The sequence below is a fragment of the Pseudotabrizicola sp. genome, from assembly GCF_030656345.1.
Classification (GTDB): domain Bacteria; phylum Pseudomonadota; class Alphaproteobacteria; order Rhodobacterales; family Rhodobacteraceae; genus Pseudotabrizicola.
Window position 1 is genome coordinate 105031 of record NZ_JAUSNR010000026.1, and the last position, 25290, is coordinate 130320.

The following is a 25290-nucleotide window of genomic DNA, read 5'->3' on the forward strand; positions in this document are numbered from 1 at the left end:
CCAGCGCGCGCGGGTCCGGGGGCACGGCTGATGCCCGCTGCCCGCGCGCACCTGTTCATCGACACCCAGCACGGGCTATGCAACCGGCTGCGGGCCATGGCGTCGGCTGCGGTGATCGCAAGGGGGACGGGGCGGCAACTGGTTGTGGTCTGGCGGCCCGACCACCATTGTCAGGCGCGATTGGCCGATCTGCTGGATTACCCCGGCCCGGTGATCGAGGATGACAGCGCCGACAGTTTCCGCGCGCGGGCCACAAAGGTCTATAATTACATGGAGATCGAGCCGGGATCGGCGCATGGCGCAGCGGTGCTGGAGGGCAAGGACACCGGGGGTGATGTCTATATCCGGTCGGCCTATTCCCTGACCACCCGCCTGACCAGCATGGCGCAAGAGCAGGTCTTTCTGCGCCGGTTGGTGCCGTCACAGCCGGTCTGGGATCTGGTGCAAACAGTGCGCCACCCGTCGGACGTGGCGGCGCATATCCGCATGGCCACCGGCCCGGCCTTCGACCATCTGTCGCATGAATCCCCTGAAAACTGGCCCGCAGAGCGGCACCGCGAGCTGATCGAATGGCGCATGAAAAGTGATGTGTCCCGCTTTGTCGACCGCCTGACGCGGGCGTTTGATCAGGGGGCCAGACACGCCTTTGTCGCCGCCGATCTGGCTGCAACCTATGCCGCGCTGTCCGAAAGGTTTGGCCACAAACTGCGCTTTCTGCCGCGCGAATCGTACGACCGCTCGCCCCGGCAGTTGCAATATGCGATGGCCGACCTGATGCTGCTGACCTCGGCACCGCTGCTGCTGGCCAGCCATTGGAGCTCTTTTTCCGATGTTGCGCAGCGATTGTCGCGGCCCTTTCACCGGGTGGAACGCAGCGGCATCGATTTCTGACCCGTCAGACGGCGACCGCTGTCAGGGTTCTTTGCCCCGCCATCGCGGCCTCACCCGAGCCAAGATGCAGCAGCCGCAAATCGCGCAGGTCAAGGCGGAAATTCTGTTTGGGCAACGGCAGGATCAGCGTGTGGAACTGCCCGGCCCAGACCAGCGGATCGCTGGCCGCGATGCAGTGCAGCATAACCGATGCGCCGCCAGCGGGTGTCAGCCTGATCTCTTCCGCAAGGATGGTATCTAGGGTCTCGTCTTCCTTGCTGGAGCGGACAAACGGCTGGCAATCGAACGGCACAGTGCTGCTGGCGTCGATCACCAGACCAAAACTGTCCCCAGCAGCAAAAGCGCCCGCGCCAAGACCGATGTTCAGCGCAAACCAGCGCGGGGACCCTTGCAGCGTGACCTCTGCCGTCAGAAGCTGGCCGGGAGCCGATTGCACCGCGATTGCCACCTCGGCCTGCGCGCTGTCCCATGAAAAATAGACATTGGGGCTGATGTGCCCCCCCTCTTCGGCGGGGGCCATGATGGTGGCCTGCCGCAGGCGGTGCAGCGTGATGGCAGAGTCTTCGACACAAGGATGGGGCACTGGGAACACTCCTGAACAGCAACAAGGAACCGAGACGACCAAAGCAGAATGCCAGTTTCATCCGCCCGGCACCAGCCGGTCCGTCGCGCCGCCGCAAATGTGCCGCCCCTTGGCCGTGTCGTGGCCATTCACCCGTGCTTTCATTGACATGCACACAGGATCGGGCAAAAAACACATGCAGAAACGGCTGGACAGGATGGGTCACACGGGTCAGGTGTTTATGGCGGGCGGCATCACAGGGACCCTTATCGTGTTTTCTGCCAGCGTTTCAGGTTGTGTGAGTAAGAGTAAGCAGGTCAGACCATGACACCCAGTATTTACCCTGTCCTTTTGTGCGGCGGTTCGGGCACGCGGCTGTGGCCGTTGTCGCGGCAGTCCTTTCCCAAGCAGTTTTCGCGTCTGACCGGAAATGAGAGCCTGTTTCAGGCTGCTGCCCGGCGTCTGAAAGGCGATGGGTTTTCTGCCCCCGTCATCATCACCAGCAATGATTTCCGCTTCATCGTGGTCGAACAGCTGGCCGGGATCGAAGCCGCCCCGCAGGCGATCCTGATCGAGCCTGAGGGGCGCAACACCGCCCCCGCCGTTCTGGCCGCCGCCCTGCATCTGCAGCAGCTTGATGCGGATGCCCTGCTGCTGGTGGCCCCGTCTGACCATGTGGTGCCCGATGATGCGGCCTTCCGCGCGGCGGTTCATGCCGCCTCCGCGCGCGCGATGGCGGGCGATATCATCACCTTCGGCATCACGCCCACCCGGGCCGAAACCGGCTATGGCTATCTGGAACTGGCAGCGGGGGCAGACCCGATGGCCGATACCCCGCAATCGCTGGCCCGCTTTGTCGAAAAGCCTGACGCGGCAACGGCCACGACGATGCTGAATGCTGGCAATTTCCTGTGGAACGCGGGGATTTTCCTGTTCACCGCCGCCACGCTGGTCAAGGCGTTTCAGGATCACGCCCCGCAGGTGCTTGGCCCGGTGCAGGCGGCTGTGGCCAAAGCCCAGCCCGACCTGTCCTTCACCCGGCTGGACCCGGCGGCCTGGGCCGATGTGCCCGATATCTCGATCGACTACGCGATCATGGAAAAGGCCGCCAATCTTGCGGTGATGCCATTTTCCGCCGGCTGGTCCGATCTGGGCGGCTGGGATGCGGTCTGGCAAGAGGCCGGGCCCGATGCATCGGGCAATGTCGCCTCGGCCAACGCCACCGCGATTGATTGCGAAGACACGCTGCTGCGGTCGGAAACCCCGCGGATTGAACTGGTCGGGATCGGCCTAACCGACATCATCGCCATCGCCACCACCGATGCGGTTCTGGTCGCGCATAAATCGCAAAGCCAGCGGGTGAAAGAGGCGGTCGCCATCCTCAAGGCGCGCGGTGCCGCGCAGGCCACCACCTTCCCGACCGACCACCGCCCCTGGGGCATGTTCGAAAGCCTAGTGATCGGATCACGGTTTCAGGTCAAGCGGATTGTGGTGAACCCCGGTGCAGCGCTGAGCCTGCAATCACACCACCACCGGTCTGAACACTGGATCGTGGTGCAGGGCACAGCAAGGGTGACCGTCGACAACGACGTCCGGCTGCTGACCGAAAACCAGTCGGTCTACATTCCGCTGGGGGCCGTGCACCGCATGGAAAACCCCGGCAAGCTGCCGATGGTGCTGATCGAAGTGCAGACCGGCAGCTATCTGGGCGAAGACGACATCATCCGGTACGAGGATGTCTATTCACGGGGTCAGGGCGCGAAGGGCTGAGCGCGACAGATAGCTGACTGGCAAGCCTCGGGTCAGGCCGTCAGCCTGTGGCGCGCAGCGCCCGGAAAGGGCCAGTGACGCGCCAGGATCTTGACGCGTAAACGCTGTGCAGCTCCCGCTCCAGCTGATCAGCGCGCGCTTTGCTCTCGGTTCCAGCCAGAATCACCTGCTGATCCTTCAGCAAAATCGCGGCCAGTGTGGCCTCTCGCCCGGCAGCCTGTTCTGTGGCTGTGTCCAGCTGGTGCTGCAATGCCTGCACCTTGGCCGTCTGCAGTTTCAGATCGGCAAGGGTATCGTGCAACGACCGCAACCCGGCGGGCAAGGCCGCCAGCCGCTTTTGGCCAGCGTCATCGCCTGCAATCCTGTCGGTGCCAAGCCGCAGTGCCAGACTTTCGCGCAGCAGGCTGACTTCGGCATCCAGCAGATTTGCCTTTTCCTCCAGGGCGGCCACCGCTTCCTGCAGCCGGTCCGCTTCGACTTTCGCCTGCCGATGGACCTGCAACGCAGCCTGACATCCCACAACAGACAAACCGCCACCGTCGCCCCCACGACGAAGGGCCGCGATTTCGTCGGCAAGGCGCGATGCCTCGGGATCGCGCAGCAAGGCCGCTTCGGCGATGACCAGCAAGACCGGATCCAGGGGCGGCGGAAGGTCTTTGACGATGGCCGGTTCGCCTGCCTCCGCCAGTTGGGCAAGCACCTGCGCCTCGGCGCTGGCAAGGCCACGCGCATCCACCAGACGCAGCCGGCGACGCACCCGACGCGCGGCCCGCAGCAGCGGCTCTGCCGCTGACTTCCAGTCGGTCAGGGCGCCTTCAACACTGCCACGCGCGGAAAGATGCCGGGCAATCGCCTCGACGGGATGTGTGACAGGGACGATGATCTCGCTGTCCCCCCCGACACTGACCGCCGCTTCAAGATCAGGAAAGCGGGTCAATTCCCGGCCCGGAAACAGGGCCGCAAGCTGCGCGGCGATCGGTGGTGCCAAGGGGTCGTCACCTGCCACCACCAACAGGGGGGACAGATCCGTATCAGTGGGGCTTGGCATCGGCATTCTTTCACTCGCATTGGCACAATTCTGCGACTGTGCCGGGGCCAGGGGGAAAAATCAACCTTGCCCCTTTCACCCCGGCACAGCATCCCCCTCAGAACCAGCGGCCAATGGCGGTATAGCCCCAGCGGAACTCTTCGGTCAGCGCCACGGCGGAAAAGGCGCGCAAGACGCCATTGGTCAGCGCGGTTGTGGTGGGGCTGCCGTTCATCGTCAGCCAACCATCGGCCGAGGCTGCGAATCCCCCCCGCAACGTTACCAACGGTGCCCCGACAAAGGCCATCGGAAAGCTGGGAACGGTCAAAGAACTGTTGGTGAAAAGCGCCCCGCGCGCGGTGGTCACCGCCAGCGAGGGCGCAGCCAGATCGCGCCAGCAGATCTGCGTCCCGTCCGCAAAGCGCGTGAAATTGCCGTTCGCATTGGTGCCGCGCTCGATGACCGCCCCGGTGGGCAGACCCGCCGTTTGTGCAACCGTGCCGACAACCCGGGCCTGGTGCAACATTTCGGTCCATAGCACAGGGCCGGTCGCCGTGGTGCGGCGACCGTGCCAGAACCTGATATCTGCCCCGCTGGCCAATCGCGCCGCGATGATCACACAGCCGCCGCTCGTGGCTTTGCTGACAATGGCGCTGCCGGAAAAAGCAGCACCGCTACCCGGTGCGCCGACAGCTGTCGCCTCCTGATAGGTATAGACCCCCGGCGCGATATCTTGGGTAAAATCCGCCAGCAGCAGGCTGGCACCAATGCCGAAATCCCCCACCTTCAGCAAGCGCCCGGCGGTGGTATCGCTGGCGCTTTGCGTGACCGCCGTTCCGGTCACCGGCACCGACAGCTGCAGCGCCGTGTCGGTTACCACCGCCCGCGCAACCCCGCCGGTGCTCAGGCCGATCTGATGCGCAGCGGGGCTGAACAGCCCGGTGCCGCCATCGCCGTCAAACCCCAGCGCCGGGTCGACTGCCGTGCCGCCGGGCAAAAGTGCCCCGGCGGGAAAGCGCAGCTGCCCGGTTGCGGGCACGGTGCCCAGCGCCTCGGACCACGCTGCGCCATCGGCACTGACCTTGATGGCAAAGGCATCATTCCCCGCCAGCCCCATCTCGGCCCGCCCGGACCAGCCGGTCTGAAACAACAGGCTGGCGGTGTCGATCGGGGCCGCCTTGTTGATTTTCAATTGATGCCCCGCCCCGTCATGGCTGAACAACGACGCCTGCGAGGCGACTGCCAGCCGGTTGACAGCATCAGACCCTGTCCCGATTCCAAGGCCCGAAAGCTGATCCATCGGCAACTGCGCCCAGTCCCCGGCCTGACGCACCTGCAACGTGGCCGTGGCGCGGTCCCAGGCCCGCCACCCCTCTTGCGCCGGTACAAACAGCCAGCCATTACCGGCATGAATCGCCAATTTGCCCGACTGCCCGGTCCAAAGCCCGGTCGGGGCGGCCCCGATGGCCCAGACCTGCCCGTTCTGCGCGGTTTCGGGCGGTGTGTTCTGGCCGATGGCCTCGACACACAACTGGGCGGCAGCGTCGATGATCTGCAGTGCCTCGTTGTGCGTGACATGCTTTTGCGCCTGTGCCGGAAGAATATAGGGCATGGCAAGATTGGGCGTTGTGTCCGGCATCTCTGCGGGCTCCTGGGTAAGGTCTGTGCAAGCCCGTACCGTAGTCGCAAATTGGCTGACGCCGTTTTACCGCTGCGGCGGCACTGGTAGGGATTGATTAACCAATATCGCGCGTCACTGGTCGGGGGTCATCCTCCCCGGCCGCAAGCCGCATCACCCCCGCATGATCCAGCGACGTGTCGCGCAGGACAGCATCACGGAACGCCCGCCAGATCAGCCGGCGAAAGGCCGGACGGTCGGCAGGGGCGTAATGCCGCGCCAGCTGGGGCCAGCTCCACACCCACAGTGGCAGCAACAGCCAGAACGCGGGTCCGGCGGCGAGGCGGTACAGAAACAGGCGGTTGCGATGGTAGTAATAGACCTTCCACACCGGCATCACGATGCCAGCCGCCGACAGCGAACCTGTGTCATGTTCGAACCGGATCTGCGGCGCAAACACCAGCCTGCCGCCGCGCCGGGTCAGGGTCATGGTGTAGATCGCATCATCGGCATAGAGAAACAGCCGCGCATCCGGCACCCCCGCGCGCGCCAGACCCTGCCGCGACAAGAACAGCCCCACAAAGGACGCCCCGTCAACCGGCACGATCTGCGCCCCCTCAAACGCGGTGTTGCCCAGATGAAACGCGTTCCGCCCGCCCCCCAGCAAGGTGCGCACAAACACCGTCAGGTGCCAGAATGGGTTCACCGTCGGGCGGTTCATCCGGCAGATCTGCCCGTCCGGATGGCGCACCGCAGCGGCAACGCCCTCGACGCCATCCAAAGCGCCCTGGTGCAACAGGCTGTGAAACTGCTGCACCGCACCTTCCTGCGGCCGCGCATCATCATCCATCACGACAAGCCAGTCGGGGTCCAGCTCGGCGCGGACAAAGGCGATGCCATGGGCAAAGCCGCCCGCCCCACCCCGGTTTTCGGCCAAACTCTCCACCTGCAAACGGCTGTCGGTCTGTGCCGCCAGCCAAGCCGCCGTCCCGTCAGTGCTGCAATTGTCCACAACGACCACGGTCTGTAGCAGGGCGTCCGGGCAGGCCAGCAAGGCCGCAATGGTGCGCTGCAACTGCGCCAGACGATTGTAAGTCACGACAAGTGCCACGAGTTTCAGCTGTGTCTGCATACTGATTTGCCCGCCCCCCACGCCCACCGATGCCCTTGTCCGGCCAAAGCCAGCACCTGCTGCGGTATGGGCCAGCCACCGCAAAGGCTCAAGCCCATTTGCCCTAACCTGCGGGTGCGGAACGTCTGGCATGATTTGTGGTTGTTAGAGCAGGAGCCGCATGGCACCACCAAAGCTGAACATCAGGGAGGGCTGCCGTTGGATCATGTTCTGGTGACAGGGGGCGCGGGCTACATCGGCTCGCACGCGTGCAAGGCGCTTGCGGGGGCCGGATTCGTTCCGGTCACCTTCGACAATCTGTCAACCGGCTGGCGCGACGCGGTCAGATACGGCCCGCTGGTGGAAGCTGATCTGCTGGACCGCGCCGCAGTTGATGCTGCCTTTGCGCAGTATGCTCCGGTCGCCGTGCTGCATTTCGCGGCGCTGTCGCTGGTGGGCGAAAGCATGAAGGACCCGGGCCATTACTGGCGCGTCAATCTGGGCGGCGCGCTCAATCTGGCCGAGGCGGCGGTGGCGGCGGGCTGCATGAATTTCATCTTCTCGTCCACCTGCGCCACCTATGGCGATCAGGACGGGGTGATGCTGGATGAGGGCACCCAGCAGCGCCCGATCAACGCCTATGGCGCATCGAAACGCGCGATAGAAGACGTGCTGAGCAATTTTGAAGCGGCCTTCGGCCTGCAACACGTGATCTTCCGTTATTTCAACGTCGCAGGCGCGGACCCCGAAGGCGAGCTGGGCGAACAGCACACGCCCGAAACCCATCTGATCCCGCTGATGCTGGACGCCATTGCCGGGCGGCGCGATGCGCTTGTGCTGCACGGCACCGACTATCCGACCGCAGACGGCACCTGCATCCGCGATTATCTGCACGTCACCGATCTGGCCAATGCCCATGTGCTGGGCCTGAAATGGTTGCTTGATGGCAAAGGATCGCGGTCTTTCAACCTTGGCAGCGGCACCGGGTTTTCGGTGCGCGATGTCATCCGCCATGCCGGTCAGGTCACCAACCGCCCGGTGCCGATGACCGAAGGCCCGCGCAGGCCCGGCGATGCCGCCGTGCTGGTCTCGGGCAGCGACCGCGCCGAAACCGAGCTGGGCTGGACCCGTGCGCATTCGACCATGGATCAGATGATCCGTGATGCCTGGCAGTGGCATGGGAAACCGGGCTTCAAGGCCTGATCCGGCACCTGTCAGTCAATCCACCATCTCTGTCGCCAGGGCAAAGCCGGTCAGCTCTTCTTCCAGCAGAATGTAGATATTGTCCGGCGGGGTCTGCATCGCCTTGGCTGACAGGCGCAGGTCGATGCCCATGGCGTCCAGATAGTCCAGCACCTCGCCCTGACCGTGCTGGATGCTTTGCACCGCGACAAAGGCGGGCAGCAGGGTGTTTTCGCCGAAATAATGCTGATGCACCCCGACGAGGGCCTTGCGGCTGACCTGCCGTTCGGTTCCGGCAGCCAGCATGTAGGGGCAGGCGGAAAAGCACGCCGCCCCCGCCTGCATCCGCGTCGGCAGCTCTACCGCGCGGATCATCCGCCCGATCTCCAGCGCATCGGTGACCGATCCGCCGGGGCTGTGCAGGGCGATCAGGTCGGGTGGGGCCGTGCGCTGCTTCAGATACTCAGCAAAGCGGGCACTGTCGCCGGGGGCGATTGCCCCTTCAAGCAGGACCGTCGCCACACCGCCCGACCGTGTTTGCGTGAACTGCAACCGCTCGGGCACCGAATCGCTGCGGGGAAAATCCGGCCCGGCGGGCTGTTCGCGCGGCAGGTCGCGCGGGGTGTAGCGGCGGGTCTGATCGCCGGGCCGCACGGGCACTGCGGCAGGCGGGGCCGGGTTGCCCTGCCACAGGCCCGGCAGGACGCGCTGTAAATCGCCGAACACAATCAGCCCGGCCAGCGCGATCTGTGCCGCCAGCATGGCCTGCAGCACCTGCCCCGAGCGAAGTTTCTTCTCGCCAGCCATTCAGCGCCTGCCGCTGAACACATGCGGTACAGGCGGCTCTGGCGCTACCGGGTCGGTGACCGCAGCCACCGGTACAGGCCGGTCGGTGGGGGGTCGGTCATCCGCCGGCTGCGCCACGGGTTGCGCCTGGGCCTGTGGCGCGGGCTGCTCCAGCGCCCGCAGCGCCGTCACGGCAGCGCGTATCTCCGACAGTGTCATCGTCTCTTCGGGCGCTGCAGTGCCCCGGTCTGACCGGATGGCACTTTGGGCCACCATCATGATCAGCACCAGCACGGCAGGCAGCAGGTCAATGGCAATTGCCCCCGCCCAGGAGGGGATGAAATCGCCCGCATAGCGCAGCACCGCATCGGCAGTGGAGATCGGGGCATAGGTGGTGTCATCCGGCGTTGGCATCGCCAGCACCTCATCCGCCGCCGCCTTCAGCGTCGTCGCCCGCTGCGCCAGCAGGGTCAGCACAGCATCAATCGTGCTGCGCTGACCGCTGCGGATGCTGTCGGTCGATCCGTCCAATTCCGGCACCACCACTGACGCCGACAGATCCTGCGCCGCCCGCGCCACCAGCGGGGCCACCGACAACTGCCGCAACTGCGCGATCAGCCCGGCCAAACGCACGGATTCTTCCGCAAACTCCACCGACCGCTGTTCAACGTCCCCGGCCGATGCCGTCAGCGCCCGCATCCGGCTGAGGATCTGGTTGCCCTCAGAGAACGCAGCATCCACCAGCGGTGCCTGCGCTGCAATCTGGGCTTCCAGCCCGGCCAGCTCATCCGCTTTCTGGATCAGCACGCGGAACACCGCGCCGCGCCCCGCCGTGCCCGACAAGTTGCCCGTCGCCTCCTGTGCCGACAGATCCTGAAAGCTCTGCCGTGTGCGCGCAACATCCAGCCCCAGCCCCTGCGCCGCCACCGTCACCCGGTTGGCCTGCTCCAGCCCGACCTGATACTGCTGCACGGTTTTCGCCAGATGCTGTTCCACCGCCGCAGATCCCGCCAGCGCCGCCGCGTTCAGCCAACTGGACATGGCGATAATCGCCACAGACCCCAGCGCCATCGACAAAAACAGCCCCAGCCGGGACGATGCACTGCGCATCGCGGGCAGCAGGCGGATCAGATAGCTCCAGAACACGAAGATCGCGACCGAGACCGCCAGCGAATAGGCCACGGCGGCAAAAAAGCTCATAGCACCCGTGTCATTCAGCAAGGACGACACACCAAGATAGGTGTAGATCCCCGATGCGACCGACAAGACGCCCAGCGCCATCGGGGTAAAGGTTTCCAGCGCCTTGAGGTGGCCTTCGATCTCGCGCGCCGATTGCAGGCCCCGTGCCTCGGCAGGGGTGGGTGTCTGGGTCATGCGGCTGCGGCTCCCTTGGATGCGGCCGGAACCCGGCAAACGGCTGTGTGAAAGATAGGCGCGGCAGGCCCGCGCACCAAATGCCAACAGCGTGAACGCTGTTCCGGGCAATCCAGCCCCGCAAAGGAACCGCCACCATGCGCCCCGCGTTGATGCGCGAAGGGGCACGTCTGGCACAACAGCCCGGGCCCCGATGCACGTAAATGAGGTGATCCATGTCGACTGAGAAATTCTGGAAAGAACTGGAAGACGTCAATTCCGCCATGCTGGGCATCGGCTCGGCGCGGCACGTGCCGATGTCGCCCTATGCCCGCAAGGAAGACGGGGCCATCTGGTTCATCACGGCACAAGGCACAGCGCTGGTCGATGCGGTCACCCAAGGGGAGACCGACGCCTCGCTGATCGTCACCGGGGAAAGCAACATCCACGCCCGGATCGAAGGCAATGCCGCACTGGTGCAGGACCGCGCCAAGCTGGAAGAATTGTGGAACCCGGTCGCCAGCAGCTGGTTTGACGGGATCGACGATCCGGACATCCGGCTGATCAAGCTGACACCTGCCATGGCCGAGGTCTGGCTGACCGTTGGCGGGCTTGGCTTTGCGTTTGAGCTGGCAAAGTCCAAGGTCACCGGCAAAGAACCCGATATGGGCGAGCATTTCAGCCTGAAATTCTGACAGGCGGCGCTGCGGTCCGTCGCAAAACCCGAAGCCCCCCGGTCTGCATTGACCGGGGGGCTTTACTTTATCGCGCGGCAAATGTGCGCAAGCGTTGCAGGGCCAGGGGTTTCACAAGGACGGTCGGTTCCTGATCGACGTCGATATCAACCCAGATTTCCCCCGATGCGGTTTCGCGCCGCACACTGTAACAGCGGTTTGCCTGCACCACCCGGGTCGCACCCGGCCCACGCAGGTCGGCAATACGCTCCTCACGCAGTTGCAGCAGACAGCGCGTCAGCCGGTATTTCCGCCCTGCAAAGCCGTCGACATGCTGCAAGGCTGAAAGTTGCACCGGATCAACCGGGATGCGATTGTCAGGGTCAGTCAGCCAGAACGACGGCCCCTCGCAGCCACGGTAAATGTCCGGCACTCCGCGCGACAGGCATTTGAACGCCAGCTGCACCAGCGACAGCACTTCGCCGCGATCAATCAGCGCCGCCGCAGCCTCTGGCAGCGTCGTCTGCCATTCCCTGGCAAGGTCACGCGCCAGTGCAAGGGCCGGAGTCTCGGCCTGCGCATCGGGGAACGAGGGCGATGTGATGTCCTTGGCCTCGCGCATTGCCTTTTCCAGATAGGCGACGACCCTTTCGGCCAGATCGGGGACATCCTCTGCCGGTTGCCACGCGGATAGCAACGCGTGCATCAGCACCCACAACTCATCCTTGCGCAGCCCGTCGCGCTCGGCCTCTGTCACGCGGGGCACTGCGCACAGGTCACGCCACAGCACCTGAACCGCATCAGGCAACTGCGCGCAGGCCACCAGCCGCATCCGGGCATCCTCGCTGCGCTTGGTGTCATGCGTCGAGGTCAGAACCATCGCTCCCGGCGCAACCCCGGCGGTGAGTCTGGCAAATTCATCCGTGTTCAACGACACATCATCCGGCGACGCCCCGACCTCACAGGCTGCCGGATAGGGGACAAAGCGGTAAAAGGTCGTATCCTCGGCCGATTTGGCCATGACCGCCCCGCTGGTCTGCTGAAACAGATCCCGGAACGCAATTTCCGCCGGGGTCTGCGCCTGCACCACACAGTCAATCAGACGCAGCGCCGTGGTGGGCGGGCGGACATGCAGCCGCACAAACTCGCGCATCGTCTCGGCGGTCCGATCGGCGAAGTCTGCGGCCATGCCGCTTTCCCCGAAATAGCTGCGATAGACCGGCATCGACTCCAGCATGCCCATCACCGACTGGCGCAGGGTTTCCGGTCCGGGGTCATGGTGGATGTCGTCGGCAAGGGCGGCGCTGGCCGCTTCAACCAGCCGCAGCACCTCGGCCGCCAGGTCATGCCGCAGAATGTCACGCTTTGCCGCCTTCAGGGTCGCAGCATAGTCGGGACTGCACCCGGTGGCATCAGCCCACAGCTTGGTCAGCGCCTGCGCCCCCCTTTCCGGCGTCAGCACCTGTGCGAAGCTGCGGGCGTGTTCATAGCCGGTTGTGCCTTCGACCGGCCAGTCCGGCAGCGGCTCATCACCGACAAGGATCTTCTCGACCCAGACCGGCACATCCGGCCCCACACGCTTGCGCAACCGCGCCAGATAGGCCCCCGGCACGCGCAGCCCGTCAACATGGTCCACGCGCAGCCCCTGCACGTGCCCGCTGTCTACCAGATCAAGGACAAGGCGGTGCATGTCGTCAAACACGTCGTCGCGGTCCACCCGCATGCAGATCAGGTCGGTGATGTTGAAAAAGCGTCGGTGCGTGATCCGGTCACTTTCGGCCTCCCAATGGATCAGCTGCCAGGGCTGACGGTCCAGCACCGCATCCAGCGTGCCTTCACCGCCGCCATGCAGCGGCACCCGCAGATCCGCCACCGCCAGCACGGGCCCAAGCTGCGCGTCTTCCTGCACAGACACAGCCCCCTCGGCACGCAGCGCCTCCAGCGTGCGCGGCAGCCATGGCAGAGCAAGACGGCCCGCAGACCAGTCAATGTCAAAGTGCCGGGCGTAGCGGCTGGCTGCCCCATACCGCAGCACATCACACAGCCACGGGTTTTCCAGCGAAAAGGCGGTGTGGTTCGGCACGATATCCAGAATAAGGCCCAAACCCCTGCCCCGCGCTTCATCAGCCAAGCGGCAGAATCCCTCCAGCCCACCCAAGGCCGGGTCCACCGCATCGGGCCGGGTCACATCATATCCGTGGGTCGATCCGGTGGTCGCGGTGAAGACCGGCGACAGGTACAGATGGCTGATCCCCAGCCGCGCAATCGCATCAAGGTCGTGGATCACGCGGTCAAAGGTCACGCCGTTGCGCAGTTGCAGGCGATAGGTGGCAACAGGCAGCATCAGCAGGGTGTCCCTTCAGCAGGCATATTAACGATTGGTCACAGGCCCAACCCGCTTGCCGCCGTTCGGTTCCCGCCAACCGTCGCAAAGCTGTGTTTCATCCGCCCATCTGCCCTTTGCCCGGCTCCGTTCCGGCGCTAGACTGTTCAGATGACCACACGCCCCGTGAAACATTCGCTGACCCTGCACGGCCACCGCACCAGCGTGTCGCTGGAGGTCAGTTTCTGGGAGGCGTTCCGCGCCATCGCGGCCGATCAGGGCGAAACGGTCAACGCCCTTGCCGCCCGCATCGACGCGGGCCGTCAGGGCGATGAAGGGCTGGCCTCGGCCATCCGGGTGTTTGTGCTGCAGCATTATCAGCGCAAATAGCCCAATCGCGGACTGGAAGCGGACCGCGGCTTGCGCTATGGCCACTGCATCGCATCCTCAGGGAGAGTCCCATGAAAGCCGCTGTCATCACCTTCCCCGGTTCGAACTGCGACCGGGATCTGGCACTTGCCTTTGAACAGGCCGGTTTTCAGGTGACGCGGGTCTGGCACAAGGATACCGACCTGCCGCATGGCACCGATGTTGTGGGCGTGCCGGGCGGATTTTCCTTTGGCGACTATCTGCGCTGCGGGGCCATTGCGGCGCAGTCGCCGATAGCCCCGGCAATCAAGGCGCATGGGGCAAAGGGCGGCTATGTTCTGGGCATCTGCAACGGGTTTCAGGTGCTGACAGAAATGGGCCTGCTGCCCGGGGTTCTGATGCGCAACGCAGGTCTGAAATTCGCCTGCAAACGCGTGGCCCTGCGCGTGGCCACGACTGACAGCCCCTACACCAACACCTATGGCCGCGGGCAAGAGATTGAAATTCCCATCGCCCACCATGATGGCAACTACACCATCGACGCCGAAGGTCTGGCAAAACTGCAGGGCGAAGACCGCATCGCCTTTACCTATGCGGCCAACCCCAATGGCTCGATGGCCGACATCGCCGGTGTGCTGTCCGAAAACCGCCGGGTGCTGGGCATGATGCCCCACCCCGAGCGTGCGTGTGAGCCGGTTCACGGCGGCACCGATGGTGCCGGAATGTTCCGGTCATTGATGGGCGGGATGGCGCTTGCCTGACCGGCCAGCGCTTGAGGCGGTCGTGACCTGGGCCTAGAGTCCGGCGCATGGCGGACAGAACCTATCCAGCAGACCAGAGCGAAGACGCGCAGGGGATTTCCTGGCGCGTGAAACTGGTGATTGCGCTGATGGTTGTTCTCGCCATCGGCGTGGTTCTGGTGACAAACCGCTGGCTGACCGAACGGTTTTCCGAAACCACGCGCAACCGGGCCGATCTGCGGCTGGCGCTGTACTCCGGCAACATGATTTCCGAACTGCAGCGCACCTCGGTCGTGCCCTTGCTGCTGTCCACCGACCCCGCCTTTGGTGAGGCGTTGCGCAACGGCAATTTTTCCCAGACCTCGCAACGGCTGATCAAGGTGCAATCCGAAATCGGCGTGGCCTCGATCATGCTGATGGACCGCGATGGCAGGGTGGTCGGCGCGACCAACCGCAATCTGCTGGGCACCCCCTACCGCAACGAAAGCTTCTACGTTGATGCGTTGCGGGCCAAGGACACGATCTTCACCGTGGCGCGGCGCGGCACGGCGGGGTTCGATTTCACCTATTCCCGGTCGATCATCGTGGATGGCCGTTCCGTCGGTGTGATCGCGGTGGCGGTCGACCTGCAGAAATACGAACGCGCCTGGACCGGATTTCAGGATGCCGTGCTGGTGACCGACAGCGAAGGCACGGTCATACTGGCCACCGAACCCCGCTGGCGCGGTCTGCCCCTGACCGAGGCGATGGCGGCGCGCGAACCCCCCACCGCCATCGGCCGCGCGTTGCAGGCCACGGCCGACTGGGCCCAGAACCCGCCCGACGCCTATCTGTCCGGACAGGCCGTGATGAAAACCGAGGCCCGCGTGCCGTTCCGGGGCTGGCGGATGGTGACCTTCACCGCCTACGATTCGGTGCGCGAACGGGTCAATGGCGTGCTGGCGCTGGAGATCATGGGCTTTGCTATTCTGCTGGCGCTGACCTTCTATGGCCTGTCGCGCAAGGCCTGGTCGCAAAGCATGAGCTTTCAGCGCGAATCGGCAGAGCTGCGGCTGCTCAATGCCCGGCTGCAACGCGAGATTGCCGAACGCGAGAAGGTCCAGAAAGATCTGGCCGTGGCCGAACTGACGCTGGCCCAATCGTCCAAACTGGCGGCGCTGGGGGAAATGTCGGCAGCCGTCAGCCACGAGCTGAACCAGCCTCTGGCTGCGATGAAAACCTATCTGGCCGGGGCCCGCCTGCTGTTGCAGCGCCGCCGCCCGGAAGAAGCCTTGTCGTCATTCCAGCGCATCGACGATCTGATCGAACGGATGGGCGCGATCACCCGCCAGCTGAAATCCTACGCCCGCAAGGGCGGTGAGGCGTTCGAGCCGGTCGATCTGCGCCAGGCCCTCAGCTCGGCCCTGTCGATGATGGAACCCCAGCTGAAAGCGCGGGTGGTCAAGATCACCCGCACCCTGCCGCGCCAGCCGGTGATGGTGATGGCAGACCGGATCCGGCTGGAGCAGGTGATCATCAACCTGCTGCGCAATGCGCTGGACGCGACCAAGGACCGGCAGGGCCCGCAGATCGATCTGATCCTGTCGCAGGGCGACACCGCCATGCTGATGGTCCGCGACAACGGGCACGGGATTGCCGAACTGGATAACCTTTTCGAGCCCTTCTACACCACCAAGAAACCCGGCGAAGGCGTTGGCCTTGGTCTTGCGATCTCCAGCGGTATCGTTGGCGATCTGGGCGGCCGGTTGACCGCGCGCAATGCCGAAGGTGGCGGCGCGGTTTTTGAAATGCAATTGCCTCTGATGAGGCCTATAAACGAGCAGGAAGCTGCGGAATGAGGTTTTCATGTCGCGCGCAATGAAAGTGGCCATCGTCGATGACGAAGCCGATATGCGTCAATCCATCAGTCAGTGGCTGGCCCTTTCGGGCTTTGACACCGAAACCTATGCGAGTGCCGAAGATGCGCTCAAAGGTATCAGCGCCGATTTTGCCGGCGTGGTCGTCAGCGATATCAAGATGCCCGGAATGGATGGCATGGCCTTCCTGAAACGGCTGATGAGCATGGATTCGGGGCTGCCCGTCATCATGATCACCGGCCACGGCGATGTGCCGATGGCGGTCGAGGCGATGCGGGTCGGGGCCTATGACTTTCTGGAAAAGCCGTTCAACCCCGACCGGATGACGGAACTGGCGAAAAAGGCCACGCAGGCCCGCCGCCTGACGCTGGACAACCGCGCTCTGCGCCGCGAATTGTCTGACGGCTCGGTGCTGATGAAAAAGCTGATCGGCGGCAGCCCGGTGATGGAGCGGTTGCGCGAGGATATCCTCGATCTGGGTCAGGCGGATTCTCACGTGCTGATCGACGGCGAAACCGGCACCGGCAAAACCTTGGTCGCCCATGCGCTGCATGCCGTCGGCCCGCGCGCGTCGAAAAAGTTCGTCACCATCTCTTGTGCTGCATGGTCGGAAGATCAGCTGTCGTCGAAACTGTTCGGCCCGGCGGAAGATGGCACCATCCCGCTGGTCGAAGAGGCGCGTGGCGGCACGCTGTGTCTGGAAGATGTGGAGGCGCTGAGCCATTCGCTGCAGGCCCGCCTGCTGACCCTGATCAACGAGTCCGGCACTCCGCCTGAAACCCGGATCATCGCGATCTGCAATGAACATGCGGCGGACAAGACGCTGGAAGACATCCTGCGCGCCGATCTGTTCTACCGGCTTGGCGCGATGACCATCCTGTGCCCGCCGCTGCGCGCGCGCGGCGAGGATATTCTGACGCTGTTCACCCGCATGTCCGAACAATTTGCCGAAGAATACGGCTGCGAGGCACCGCAGGTCACCGCGCAAGAGGCGGCACAACTGTTGCAGGCGCCATGGCCCGGCAATGTGCGCCAGCTGGTCAACATCGCCGAACGCGCCGTGTTGCAGAACCGGCGCGGGTCAGGCTCCATCGCCAGCCTGCTGATGGCGGATAACGAGGCGTCGGGTCCGGCGATGACCACCGAAGGCAAACCGCTGAAGGAATATGTCGAAAGCTTCGAGAAAATGCTGATCGACAACACCATGCGCCGCCACAAGGGCAGCATCGTCGCGGTGATGGACGAATTGTGCCTGCCGCGCCGGACGCTGAACGAAAAGATGGCGAAATACGGCTTGCAGCGGCAGGATTACACCTGATCCCGTCGCACTGCTGTTACACAGCGAAAGGTATTCACGGCGGGAAAACCTGAAAGGTGCCCGCCGTGACCACCCCTTCGAATACCCCCGCGCAAGACTGGCTTCAGGCTGAACTGGCCGACACCTTTGACGAGGATTTCGAGCTGGAGCTGGAAGATGCCCAGCTGTCGCTGGAAATCGCGCGGATCTACAAGGAAAAGCACCCCGAAACCATCGACCGGCACGCCTATTTCCATGCGCTGATCCGAATGCAGTCGGAACTGATCAAGCTGCAGGACTGGGTGCAGTATCATGGCAAAAAAGTCGTGGTGATCTTTGAGGGCCGCGACAGCGCTGGAAAAGGCGGCGTCATCAAACGCCTGACCCAGCGCCTGAACCCGCGCGTGGTACGCACGGTCGCCCTGCCCGCGCCATCCGACCGTGAAAAATCGCAGTGGTATTTCCAGCGCTATGTGCCACACCTGCCCGCAGGCGGCGAAATCGTGCTGTTCGACCGCAGCTGGTACAACCGCGCCGGGGTGGAACGGGTGATGGGCTTTGCCAGTGAAGATCAGGTCGAGCAGTTCTTCCACGACGTACCGGAATTTGAACGTATGCTGGTACGGTCGGGCATCACGGTGATCAAATACTGGTTTTCGATCACCGATGAAGAACAGCAGATGCGGTTCCTCATGCGCATCCATGATCCGATGAAGCAGTGGAAACTCTCGCCGATGGATCTGCAAAGCCGGGTGCGGTGGGAGCAGTACACCAAGGCGAAAGAGGAAATGATGGCCCGCACCAACATTCCCGAAGCGCCGTGGTATATCGTGGAAGGCAACGACAAAAAGCGCGCCCGCCTGAACTGCATCGACCACCTGCTTGGCCTGATCCCGTACGAGCCTGTTCCGCATGAAGAGGTTCACCTGCCCGAACGCGTGTTCAACCCAGACTACGAACGCGCTGTCCTGCCACCAGAGCTGTATGTGCCCGCCAAATATTGACCGGCAGCAGCGCAAACCCCGCCCGGCTGCACCGCAACCGCAACATTTGCCGCGAAATTGCCCATTGCCCTTGCGCGCGCTTTCCCGCTAGGGTTGGCGGGCATGGGGTATCTTGTGCACAGAATTCTCTGCCTGCCAGCGCCGACGCGATGAAACGCGCGCAAAAGCAAGCAGCCGGATCGGCCGAAAGGCTGTTGTCATTGCCCGCAAGTCTTTGGATGCACGGGCTTTTTAAAGGTGGGGGGCTTATCGCCCCTCAGAGTTGAACCGCGATGACGCGCGCGACAAAGACGATAGACGGCGTGGGGTGCCCAATGGGCATCCTGCCGTCACGCCTGACGCGCGCGCCCGCCCGAACAAGACGCCTTTCCCCGTATCATTGCCCCTCTGGTCCGCCAGAGGGTTTGATGCGTCTCAGGCGCAATGGAATGTTATGGCCAAGAAGATGCTTATTGATGCCACCCACCCCGAGGAAACCCGGGTGGTTGTGGTCGACGGAAACAAGGTTGAGGAATTTGACTTTGAAACCGTCAACAAACGCCAGCTTGCAGGGAACATCTACCTTGCCAAGATAACGCGGGTCGAACCCTCGCTTCAGGCGGCTTTCGTCGATTACGGCGGTAACCGGCACGGATTTCTGGCATTTGCCGAAATTCATCCCGATTATTACCAGATCCCGGTCGCCGACCGCAAAGCGTTGATCGAAGAAGAACGCGCCTATGCCCGCGCCGAGGAAGAGGAAGAAAACCGCCGCTCTCGCCGCCGGTCGCCCCGTCCGAAGCCCGCCGCTGAAGAGGCAAAGGTTCAGGATGCCACAACATCCGGCCCGGCCGGCATGGATGTGGTCGATCTGGACGAGGACCAGGACGGCGACGCCGCCGCAGCGGCCACCGGGCACGACCAAGGCGCCCAGGATCATGACCACGATCACGGCGGTGACAACGGCGCTGACAAGGGCAACGGGAATGGTGAAACGCCTTACCGCGCCATGGATCACGCCTCGGAAACCGACGATGAGATTGAATCGATCGCCGAAGAGGATGTGTCGGAAGAAATCAGCTCTTCGCGCAAACCCCGCGCCCGGCGCTATAAAATCCAGGAAGTGATCAAGGTTCGCCAGATCATGCTGGTGCAGGTGGTCAAGGAAGAACGCGGCAACAAGGGCGCTGCGCTGACGACCTACTTGTCACTGGCCGGTCGCTACTGCGTGTTGATGCCCAACACCGCGCGCGGCGGCGGCATCAGCCGCAAGATCACCAACGCGCCCGACCGCAAGAAGCTCAAGGAAATCGCCGGTGAGATCGAGGTGCCGGAAGGTGCCGGCCTGATCATCCGCACGGCGGGCGCCAAGCGCACCAAGGCGGAAATCAAGCGCGACTACGAATACCTGATGCGCCTGTGGGAACAGATCCGCGAGCTGACCCTGAAATCCATCGCCCCCGCCCCGATCTATGAAGAGGGCAACCTGATCAAACGCTCGATCCGCGATCTGTACAACCGTGAGATTGACGAAGTTCTGGTCGAAGGGGCCGAAGGCTTCCGCGTCGCCAAAGACTTCATGCGCATGATCATGCCCAGCCACGCCCGCGCGGTGCAGCTGTATCAGGACCCGACCCCGCTGTTCGCCCGTTATCAGGTCGAAGGCTATCTGGGCGGCATGTTCAACCCGACCGTGCAGCTGAAATCCGGCGGCTACATCGTCATCGGCATCACCGAGGCGCTGGTCGCCATCGACGTGAACTCGGGCCGCGCCACCAAAGAAGGCTCCATCGAGGACACCGCGCTGAAAACCAACCTGGAGGCTGCCGAAGAGGTGGCCCGCCAGCTGCGTCTGCGCGACCTTGCCGGTCTGATCGTCATCGACTTCATCGACATGGAAGAGCGTCGCAACAACGCCGCCGTCGAGAAGAAGCTGAAAGACAAGCTGAAAACCGACCGCGCCCGCATTCAGGTTGGCCGCATTTCGGGCTTTGGCCTGATGGAGATGAGCCGCCAGCGCCTGCGCCCCGGCATGCTCGAATCCACCACCCAGCCCTGCCCGCATTGCCACGGCACCGGGCTGATCCGCTCGGACGATTCCATGGCGCTGCAGGTTCTGCGCGCGCTGGAAGAAGAAGGCACGCGCAAGCGGTCCAAGGAAGTGCTGCTCAAGGCTCCGGTCGGGATCATCAACTACCTGATCAACCAGAAACGCGAACATATCGCGCTGATCGAGGCCCGCTATGGCATGGCCGTGCGGCTGGAGGCGGATCCGTCGATGATCAGCCCCGATTACACCATCGAAAAGTTCAAGACCGCGCTGCGCGTGGTGCCGGAACCGGGTGCGGTGATCTCGGGCAACTCCAGCCTGATGGGTGCGCCTGTGGCCGAGGAAGAAGACGAAGATCTGCCGATCGAAGATGATGTGGAAGACGAAGTCGAAACCGAGGCCGAGGCTGACACGGAAGACAAGCCCGCACCCCGGCAGGAGGCGCGCGAAGGCGACGGCACCAAGAAGAAACGCCGCCGTCGGCGCCGCCGCAAAGGCACCGGCCCGAACGGGACCGACGCCGATGGCAATGCGGTTGCTGACGATGGCGATGCGGATGATGGCGATGACCTGAGCGAAACCGACGCTTCGGCTGAGGCTCCGGCACAGGCTGATGTTGCAGCCGACCCTGCACCCGCCGCAGCCGAGGCTGAGGCCCCGAAAAAGCGCACCCGGACCCGCAAACCAAAAGCGGCCCCCGCAGGCGCGGAACCCGCTGCAGTGGTGTCAGAGCCGGTAGCTGCGGAACCGGCGGCGGCACCCGTTGCAGAAGAACCTGCAGCAGAGGGCCCGAAAAAGCGCACCCGGACCCGCAAGCCAAAGGCAACAGAGGCTGCCGTCGCCGAAGCCGTGGCTCCGGTGGCAGAGGCGGTGCAGCCTGCCCCCGCGCCCGAGCCTGTTGCGGAACCAACTCCGGTACCTGCGCCCGAACCCGCACCGCAGCCCGAGCCGGTGGCGGCACCCGCGCCGGTGCTGCAACCCGCACCCTCGGACGCACCGGCGGCACCCCAGACCTCTCTGGCTGCTGACCCGGGCCTTGACGACGCCCCCGAGCCAGAGGCCGAAGATGACGGCCCGGCCAAGCCCAAGCGCAAGGGCTGGTGGACACTGGGTCGCTAAGGCCAATCAGAACAACGGGGCGGCAGCGCAATCTGCCGCCCCGTTTCATTTGACGATGTTTCACCCGGGCCACGCCGATGTGACACCCCGCCCCCGTGACGCGAACAGCGGACCAAGCTATCACCTGGCCAAAGGGGACACCAATGTTCGGAATCGATCTGATCGACGCGGCCTTGCTGCCCGCCATGCTGATCGCACTGATGGCGGGTGTGCTGTCATTCCTGTCACCTTGCGTCCTGCCCATCGTGCCGCCCTATCTTGCCTATATGGGCGGGATCTCGATGGGCGACATGCGCGACAACGCCACCGCACGGCGCCGGGTGATCGTGCCCGCGTTGTTCTTTGTCATGGGCCTGTCCACGGTGTTTCTGCTGCTGGGCTTCACCGCATCGGTGTTCGGCGCGTTTTTCCTGCAAAATCAGGTGCTTTTCTCACGCATTTCAGGTGTCGTGGTCATCATCTTCGGCCTGCATTTCCTTGGCCTGTTCCGCATTCCCCTGCTCGACCGTGAAGCGCGGCTGGATGCCGGTGACCGGGGCGGCACCGCGTTTGGTGCCTACGTCCTGGGATTGGCCTTTGCCTTCGGCTGGACGCCTTGCATCGGCCCGCAACTGGGCGCGATCCTGTCGCTGGCGGCCCAGGAAGGATCGGTGCAGCGCGGGACGTTCCTTTTGGGGGTCTATGCGCTTGGCCTTGGCCTGCCCTTCCTGCTGGCCGCGCTGTTTGTCGAACGCTCGCTGGGCCTGATGCAGCGCCTGAAACCCCATATGAAGATGATCGAGCGGGTGATGGGCATCCTGCTGCTGGTTGTCGGCCTTGCACTGGTGACCGGGGCCTTTACCGATTTCAGCTGGTGGCTGCTGGAAACCTTTGACCGCTTCGGCATCCCGCTTCTGGGCTGAACCCCCTTATTTCCGCCCGAAATCCCGCCTAGACTGCGCGCTGCAGGAGAGACGGATGGCCAAAGTCGAGACCATGACGACAGACACAGCGGCGCAAGGCTCAAAACCCTTTCGCCGCCGCGTGTTCTATATTCCCGGGTACGATCCGATCCACCCCCGCCGCTACCGCGAGCTGTACCGCAGGGAATCCGCCGATCAGGCCGCAATATCCGGCTACACCATCTGCCTGCATCCCAAAGCCACCAAAGGCCCCTACGGCTGGCGCGTTGAGGGCACCATGAACGGCAGCCAAGCGCAGGCAGAGGTCGAGGTGCTGGTCTGGTCCGATATCGTGCGCAGCAGCATGTCAAACTCGATCCCCGCCACTTACGCGCAGCTTGTGCGCACTGCTTGGGCCTATATCGCGTCCGGCACGCTGTTCCGGCTGATGCGGTTGCGCAAGGGGCCGGTGATCGCGGCGCTATACCCGATTGTGTTCCTGCTGGGCCAACTGGCGCTTGCCTGCACCATTGGCTGGGGCTTTGGCCGCATCGTCGCGGCCTATACCCACCCCGCGCTGATCATCACAGGGCTGATCCCCATCCCGTTCATCCTGCGCTGGTTCAAGGCACGCGATAACAAGGTCTTCGCCTACTACCTGATGCACGACTATGCCTTTTCCGCCCGCTGGAAAGGTGCCAACCCCCCGGCGCTGGAGGCGCGGATGGCCGCGTTTGCCACCGTCATCCGCGCCGCGCTGGACAGCGATTGCGACGAGGTGCTGGTGGTCGGCCATTCCTCGGGCGCGCATCTGGGCGTGTCGATCCTGTCGGACCTGATCCGCGAAGGGTTGCCCGCAGGCCACCCGCCGCTGGCCTTCCTGAGCCTCGGGCAAGTGGTGCCGATGGTCAGTTTCCTGCCCGGTGCGACCCGCCTGCGCGGCGATCTGGCCTTTCTGTCCACGCGCGACCAGATCACATGGGTCGATGTTACCGCCCCCGGCGATGGCTGTGCCTTCGCGCTGTGCGATCCGGTGGCGGTCTCGGGCGTCGCCCCACCCGGTCAGCGCTGGCCGCTGGTGCTGTCAGCCGCTTTCACCCAGACCTTGTCGCCCGCGCGCTGGAAGGCTCTGCGCTGGCGGTTTTTCCGCCTGCATTTCCAGTACCTCTGCGCCTTTGACCGCCCCGGCGACTACGATTACTTCCAGATCACCGCCGGGCCGCAGACCCTTGCCGCGCGCTACGCCAGCCGCGCCCCGTCAAAAAGCCGTATCCTCACCCCCGTCAACCGCTATACCACAACGGCATGATCCCGCCCAAACCCATCCCCCGCCCCGACCGCGTCTCGCTGTGGCGCCATCTGCGGCTGTTCCGGCGCGACATCCTCTCGGCACAACCGGCGCGGCTGTACCGGGCGTGGATGGCTGAATTCCGCACGCCGTTCTTTCGCAGCTACCTGTGCAATGACCCGCAACTGATTGATCTGGTGCTGAAATCCCGCGCGTGCGATTTCCCCAAATCCAACCGTATCCGCGAGGGGCTGACCCCGCTTCTGGGCAATTCAGTCTTTGTCACCAATGGCGCAGTCTGGGAACGCCAGCGCCGCATCATCGACCCGGCGTTTGAAGGTGGCCGGTTGCGCGACACTTTCCCCGCGATGTGGCAGGCAGCGCAGGCGGCTGCCGCGCGGCTGCGCGCGGGCATGGTGGAGATTGAAGAGGAAACAAGCCACGCCGCCGCCGATGTGATCTTCCGCACGCTGTTTTCCATCCCCATCGAACACCAGACCGCACAGGCGGTGTTCCACGAATTCCGCGCCTATCAGCGCAGCCAGCCGATCCTGAACCTCGCCGCTTTCCTGCCCCTGCCGCGCTGGTTTCCGCGCCCGCACCGGCGCGGGACGCGGCACGCGGCGGCAAAGATCCGCAGCCTGATCACCGCCATGACCAACGCCCGCGCGGCAGAGATTGCAGCAGGCACCGCGCCGGACGATCTGGCCACCAAAATCATGCAGACCGCAGACCCGCAGACGGGCCAGACCTTCAGCACCGAAGAGATGGTCGATCAGGTCGCCATCTTCTTCCTCGCCGGGCATGAAACCAGCGCCTCCGCCCTCGCCTGGGCGCTCTATCTGCTGGCCACCCACCCCGAGGCCCAGGCGCGTGTCGCGGCAGAGGCGGCAACTCTACCCGATCAGCCCGACTTCGCCGCGATGTCGCGCCTGAAATTCGCCCGCGACGTATTCCGTGAAACCCTGCGGCTGTACCCGCCTGTGCCGATGATGGTGCGCGAAAACCGCTGCCCGGAGCGCTTTCGCGACCGCACCATTGCCCCCGGTGCGCAGATCGTGCTGTCGCCATGGCATCTGCACCGGCACGAACGGCTCTGGACCAATCCAGATGGCTTCGACCCCGACCGCTGGTCGCGTGAGGAGAACAGAACCTGCGCGCGTGACGCCTATCTGCCGTTCTCCGCCGGCCCGCGCGTCTGCCCCGGCGCAGGCTTTGCCATGGTCGAAGGCCCCCTGCTGCTCGCCCACCTGATCCGCCACTGGCAGTTCGACGCCATTCCGGACGATATCCCTACCCCCGTCGCCCACCTGACCGTGCGCGCTTCAGACGGCATCCGCCTGCGTCTTACAAAACGCGGCCAGGCTTCATCTTGACAGAAATACTCTCAGGGGGGAGGAGCGCAGCGAC

20 protein-coding genes are annotated in these 25290 nt (G+C 64.2%); 13 read left to right on the plus strand and 7 right to left on the minus strand.

Annotation, left to right across the window (positions count from 1 at the left end; translation table 11 throughout):
- Window positions 1–30 precede the first annotated feature (30 nt).
- On the plus strand, window positions 31–891 hold the full coding sequence (locus Q7J44_RS15690) for a hypothetical protein (protein ID WP_304881453.1): 861 nt from the start codon (window positions 31–33) through the stop codon (window positions 889–891).
- A gap of 4 nt (window positions 892–895) precedes the next feature.
- On the opposite strand, the gene Q7J44_RS15695 is transcribed toward Q7J44_RS15690, so the two are convergent.
- The gene (locus Q7J44_RS15695; RefSeq protein WP_304881455.1) at window positions 896–1474 is read right to left on the minus strand and encodes a hypothetical protein; all 579 of its coding nucleotides are present in this window, start codon (window positions 1472–1474) and stop codon (window positions 896–898) included.
- A gap of 303 nt (window positions 1475–1777) precedes the next feature.
- Here Q7J44_RS15695 and Q7J44_RS15700 point away from each other — a divergent pair, with 303 nt between their 5' ends.
- Window positions 1778–3223 carry a mannose-1-phosphate guanylyltransferase/mannose-6-phosphate isomerase gene (locus tag Q7J44_RS15700; protein ID WP_304881457.1) on the plus strand — a complete coding sequence of 482 codons (1446 nt, stop codon included), beginning with the start codon at window positions 1778–1780 and terminating at the stop codon, window positions 3221–3223.
- A gap of 40 nt (window positions 3224–3263) precedes the next feature.
- Here the strand turns inward: Q7J44_RS15700 and Q7J44_RS15705 are convergent, their stop codons facing one another.
- The 3 genes from Q7J44_RS15705 to Q7J44_RS15715 form a co-directional block, all read right to left on the minus strand.
- Window positions 3264–4271: a hypothetical protein gene (locus tag Q7J44_RS15705; RefSeq protein WP_304881458.1), complete on the minus strand. Its 1008-nt coding sequence runs from the start codon at window positions 4269–4271 to the stop codon at window positions 3264–3266.
- Window positions 4272–4368: 97 nt separating this feature from the next.
- Window positions 4369–5889 carry a DUF2793 domain-containing protein gene (locus tag Q7J44_RS15710; protein ID WP_304881460.1) on the minus strand — a complete coding sequence of 507 codons (1521 nt, stop codon included), beginning with the start codon at window positions 5887–5889 and terminating at the stop codon, window positions 4369–4371.
- Window positions 5890–5986: 97 nt separating this feature from the next.
- Window positions 5987–7000, minus strand: coding sequence for a glycosyltransferase (locus Q7J44_RS15715; RefSeq protein WP_304881462.1), 1014 nt, complete (start codon window positions 6998–7000; stop codon window positions 5987–5989).
- Between the two features lie 198 nt (window positions 7001–7198).
- Here Q7J44_RS15715 and galE point away from each other — a divergent pair, with 198 nt between their 5' ends.
- Complete coding sequence (gene galE / locus Q7J44_RS15720; RefSeq protein ID WP_304881464.1) at window positions 7199–8182, plus strand: UDP-glucose 4-epimerase GalE; 984 nt, start codon at window positions 7199–7201, stop codon at window positions 8180–8182.
- Between the two features lie 15 nt (window positions 8183–8197).
- Here galE and Q7J44_RS15725 read toward each other — a convergent pair whose 3' ends face one another.
- Together Q7J44_RS15725 and Q7J44_RS15730 are read right to left on the minus strand one after the other, a co-directional pair.
- Window positions 8198–8968 (minus strand): hypothetical protein, encoded by a 771-nt coding sequence (locus tag Q7J44_RS15725; protein WP_304881465.1) that lies wholly within the window; start codon window positions 8966–8968, stop codon window positions 8198–8200.
- A complete protein-coding gene (locus Q7J44_RS15730) occupies window positions 8969–10321 on the minus strand; it encodes a hypothetical protein (RefSeq protein ID WP_304881466.1) in 1353 nt (450 codons plus the stop codon).
- 215 nt (window positions 10322–10536) lie between these two features.
- Between Q7J44_RS15730 and Q7J44_RS15735 the strand changes: the two genes are divergently transcribed.
- Window positions 10537–10995, plus strand: a complete 459-nt coding sequence (locus Q7J44_RS15735) for a pyridoxamine 5'-phosphate oxidase family protein (RefSeq protein WP_304881467.1) — start codon at window positions 10537–10539, stop codon at window positions 10993–10995.
- Window positions 10996–11062: 67 nt separating this feature from the next.
- Here Q7J44_RS15735 and treY read toward each other — a convergent pair whose 3' ends face one another.
- Entirely contained in the window at window positions 11063–13318 is a 2256-nt protein-coding gene (treY, locus tag Q7J44_RS15740) for a malto-oligosyltrehalose synthase (RefSeq protein WP_304881469.1), read from the minus strand.
- A gap of 150 nt (window positions 13319–13468) precedes the next feature.
- Between treY and Q7J44_RS15745 the strand changes: the two genes are divergently transcribed.
- The 9 genes from Q7J44_RS15745 (at window position 13469) to Q7J44_RS15785 (ending at window position 25256) form a co-directional block, all read left to right on the plus strand.
- Complete coding sequence (locus tag Q7J44_RS15745) at window positions 13469–13687, plus strand: ribbon-helix-helix domain-containing protein (RefSeq protein ID WP_304881471.1); 219 nt, start codon at window positions 13469–13471, stop codon at window positions 13685–13687.
- Window positions 13688–13758: 71 nt separating this feature from the next.
- Window positions 13759–14427 (plus strand): phosphoribosylformylglycinamidine synthase subunit PurQ, encoded by a 669-nt coding sequence (gene purQ / locus Q7J44_RS15750; RefSeq protein WP_304881473.1) that lies wholly within the window; start codon window positions 13759–13761, stop codon window positions 14425–14427.
- Window positions 14428–14555: 128 nt separating this feature from the next.
- A complete protein-coding gene (locus Q7J44_RS15755) occupies window positions 14556–16244 on the plus strand; it encodes an ATP-binding protein (RefSeq protein ID WP_370693030.1) in 1689 nt (562 codons plus the stop codon).
- A 7-nt stretch (window positions 16245–16251) separates the two neighbouring features.
- The gene (locus tag Q7J44_RS15760) at window positions 16252–17580 is read left to right on the plus strand and encodes a sigma-54 dependent transcriptional regulator (RefSeq protein ID WP_304881477.1); all 1329 of its coding nucleotides are present in this window, start codon (window positions 16252–16254) and stop codon (window positions 17578–17580) included.
- 65 nt (window positions 17581–17645) lie between these two features.
- Window positions 17646–18563 carry a polyphosphate kinase 2 gene (gene ppk2 / locus Q7J44_RS15765; protein WP_304881479.1) on the plus strand — a complete coding sequence of 306 codons (918 nt, stop codon included), beginning with the start codon at window positions 17646–17648 and terminating at the stop codon, window positions 18561–18563.
- Window positions 18564–18996: 433 nt separating this feature from the next.
- Window positions 18997–21711, plus strand: coding sequence for a ribonuclease E/G (locus tag Q7J44_RS15770; RefSeq protein ID WP_304881481.1), 2715 nt, complete (start codon window positions 18997–18999; stop codon window positions 21709–21711).
- Window positions 21712–21854: 143 nt separating this feature from the next.
- Window positions 21855–22613, plus strand: a complete 759-nt coding sequence (locus Q7J44_RS15775; protein WP_304881483.1) for a cytochrome c biogenesis CcdA family protein — start codon at window positions 21855–21857, stop codon at window positions 22611–22613.
- A 55-nt stretch (window positions 22614–22668) separates the two neighbouring features.
- Window positions 22669–23901: a hypothetical protein gene (locus Q7J44_RS15780; protein WP_304881484.1), complete on the plus strand. Its 1233-nt coding sequence runs from the start codon at window positions 22669–22671 to the stop codon at window positions 23899–23901.
- Window positions 23898–25256, plus strand: coding sequence for a cytochrome P450 (locus tag Q7J44_RS15785; RefSeq protein WP_304881487.1), 1359 nt, complete (start codon window positions 23898–23900; stop codon window positions 25254–25256). Before Q7J44_RS15780 ends, Q7J44_RS15785 begins: the two co-directional genes overlap by 4 nt.
- Window positions 25257–25290: the final 34 nt, after the last annotated feature.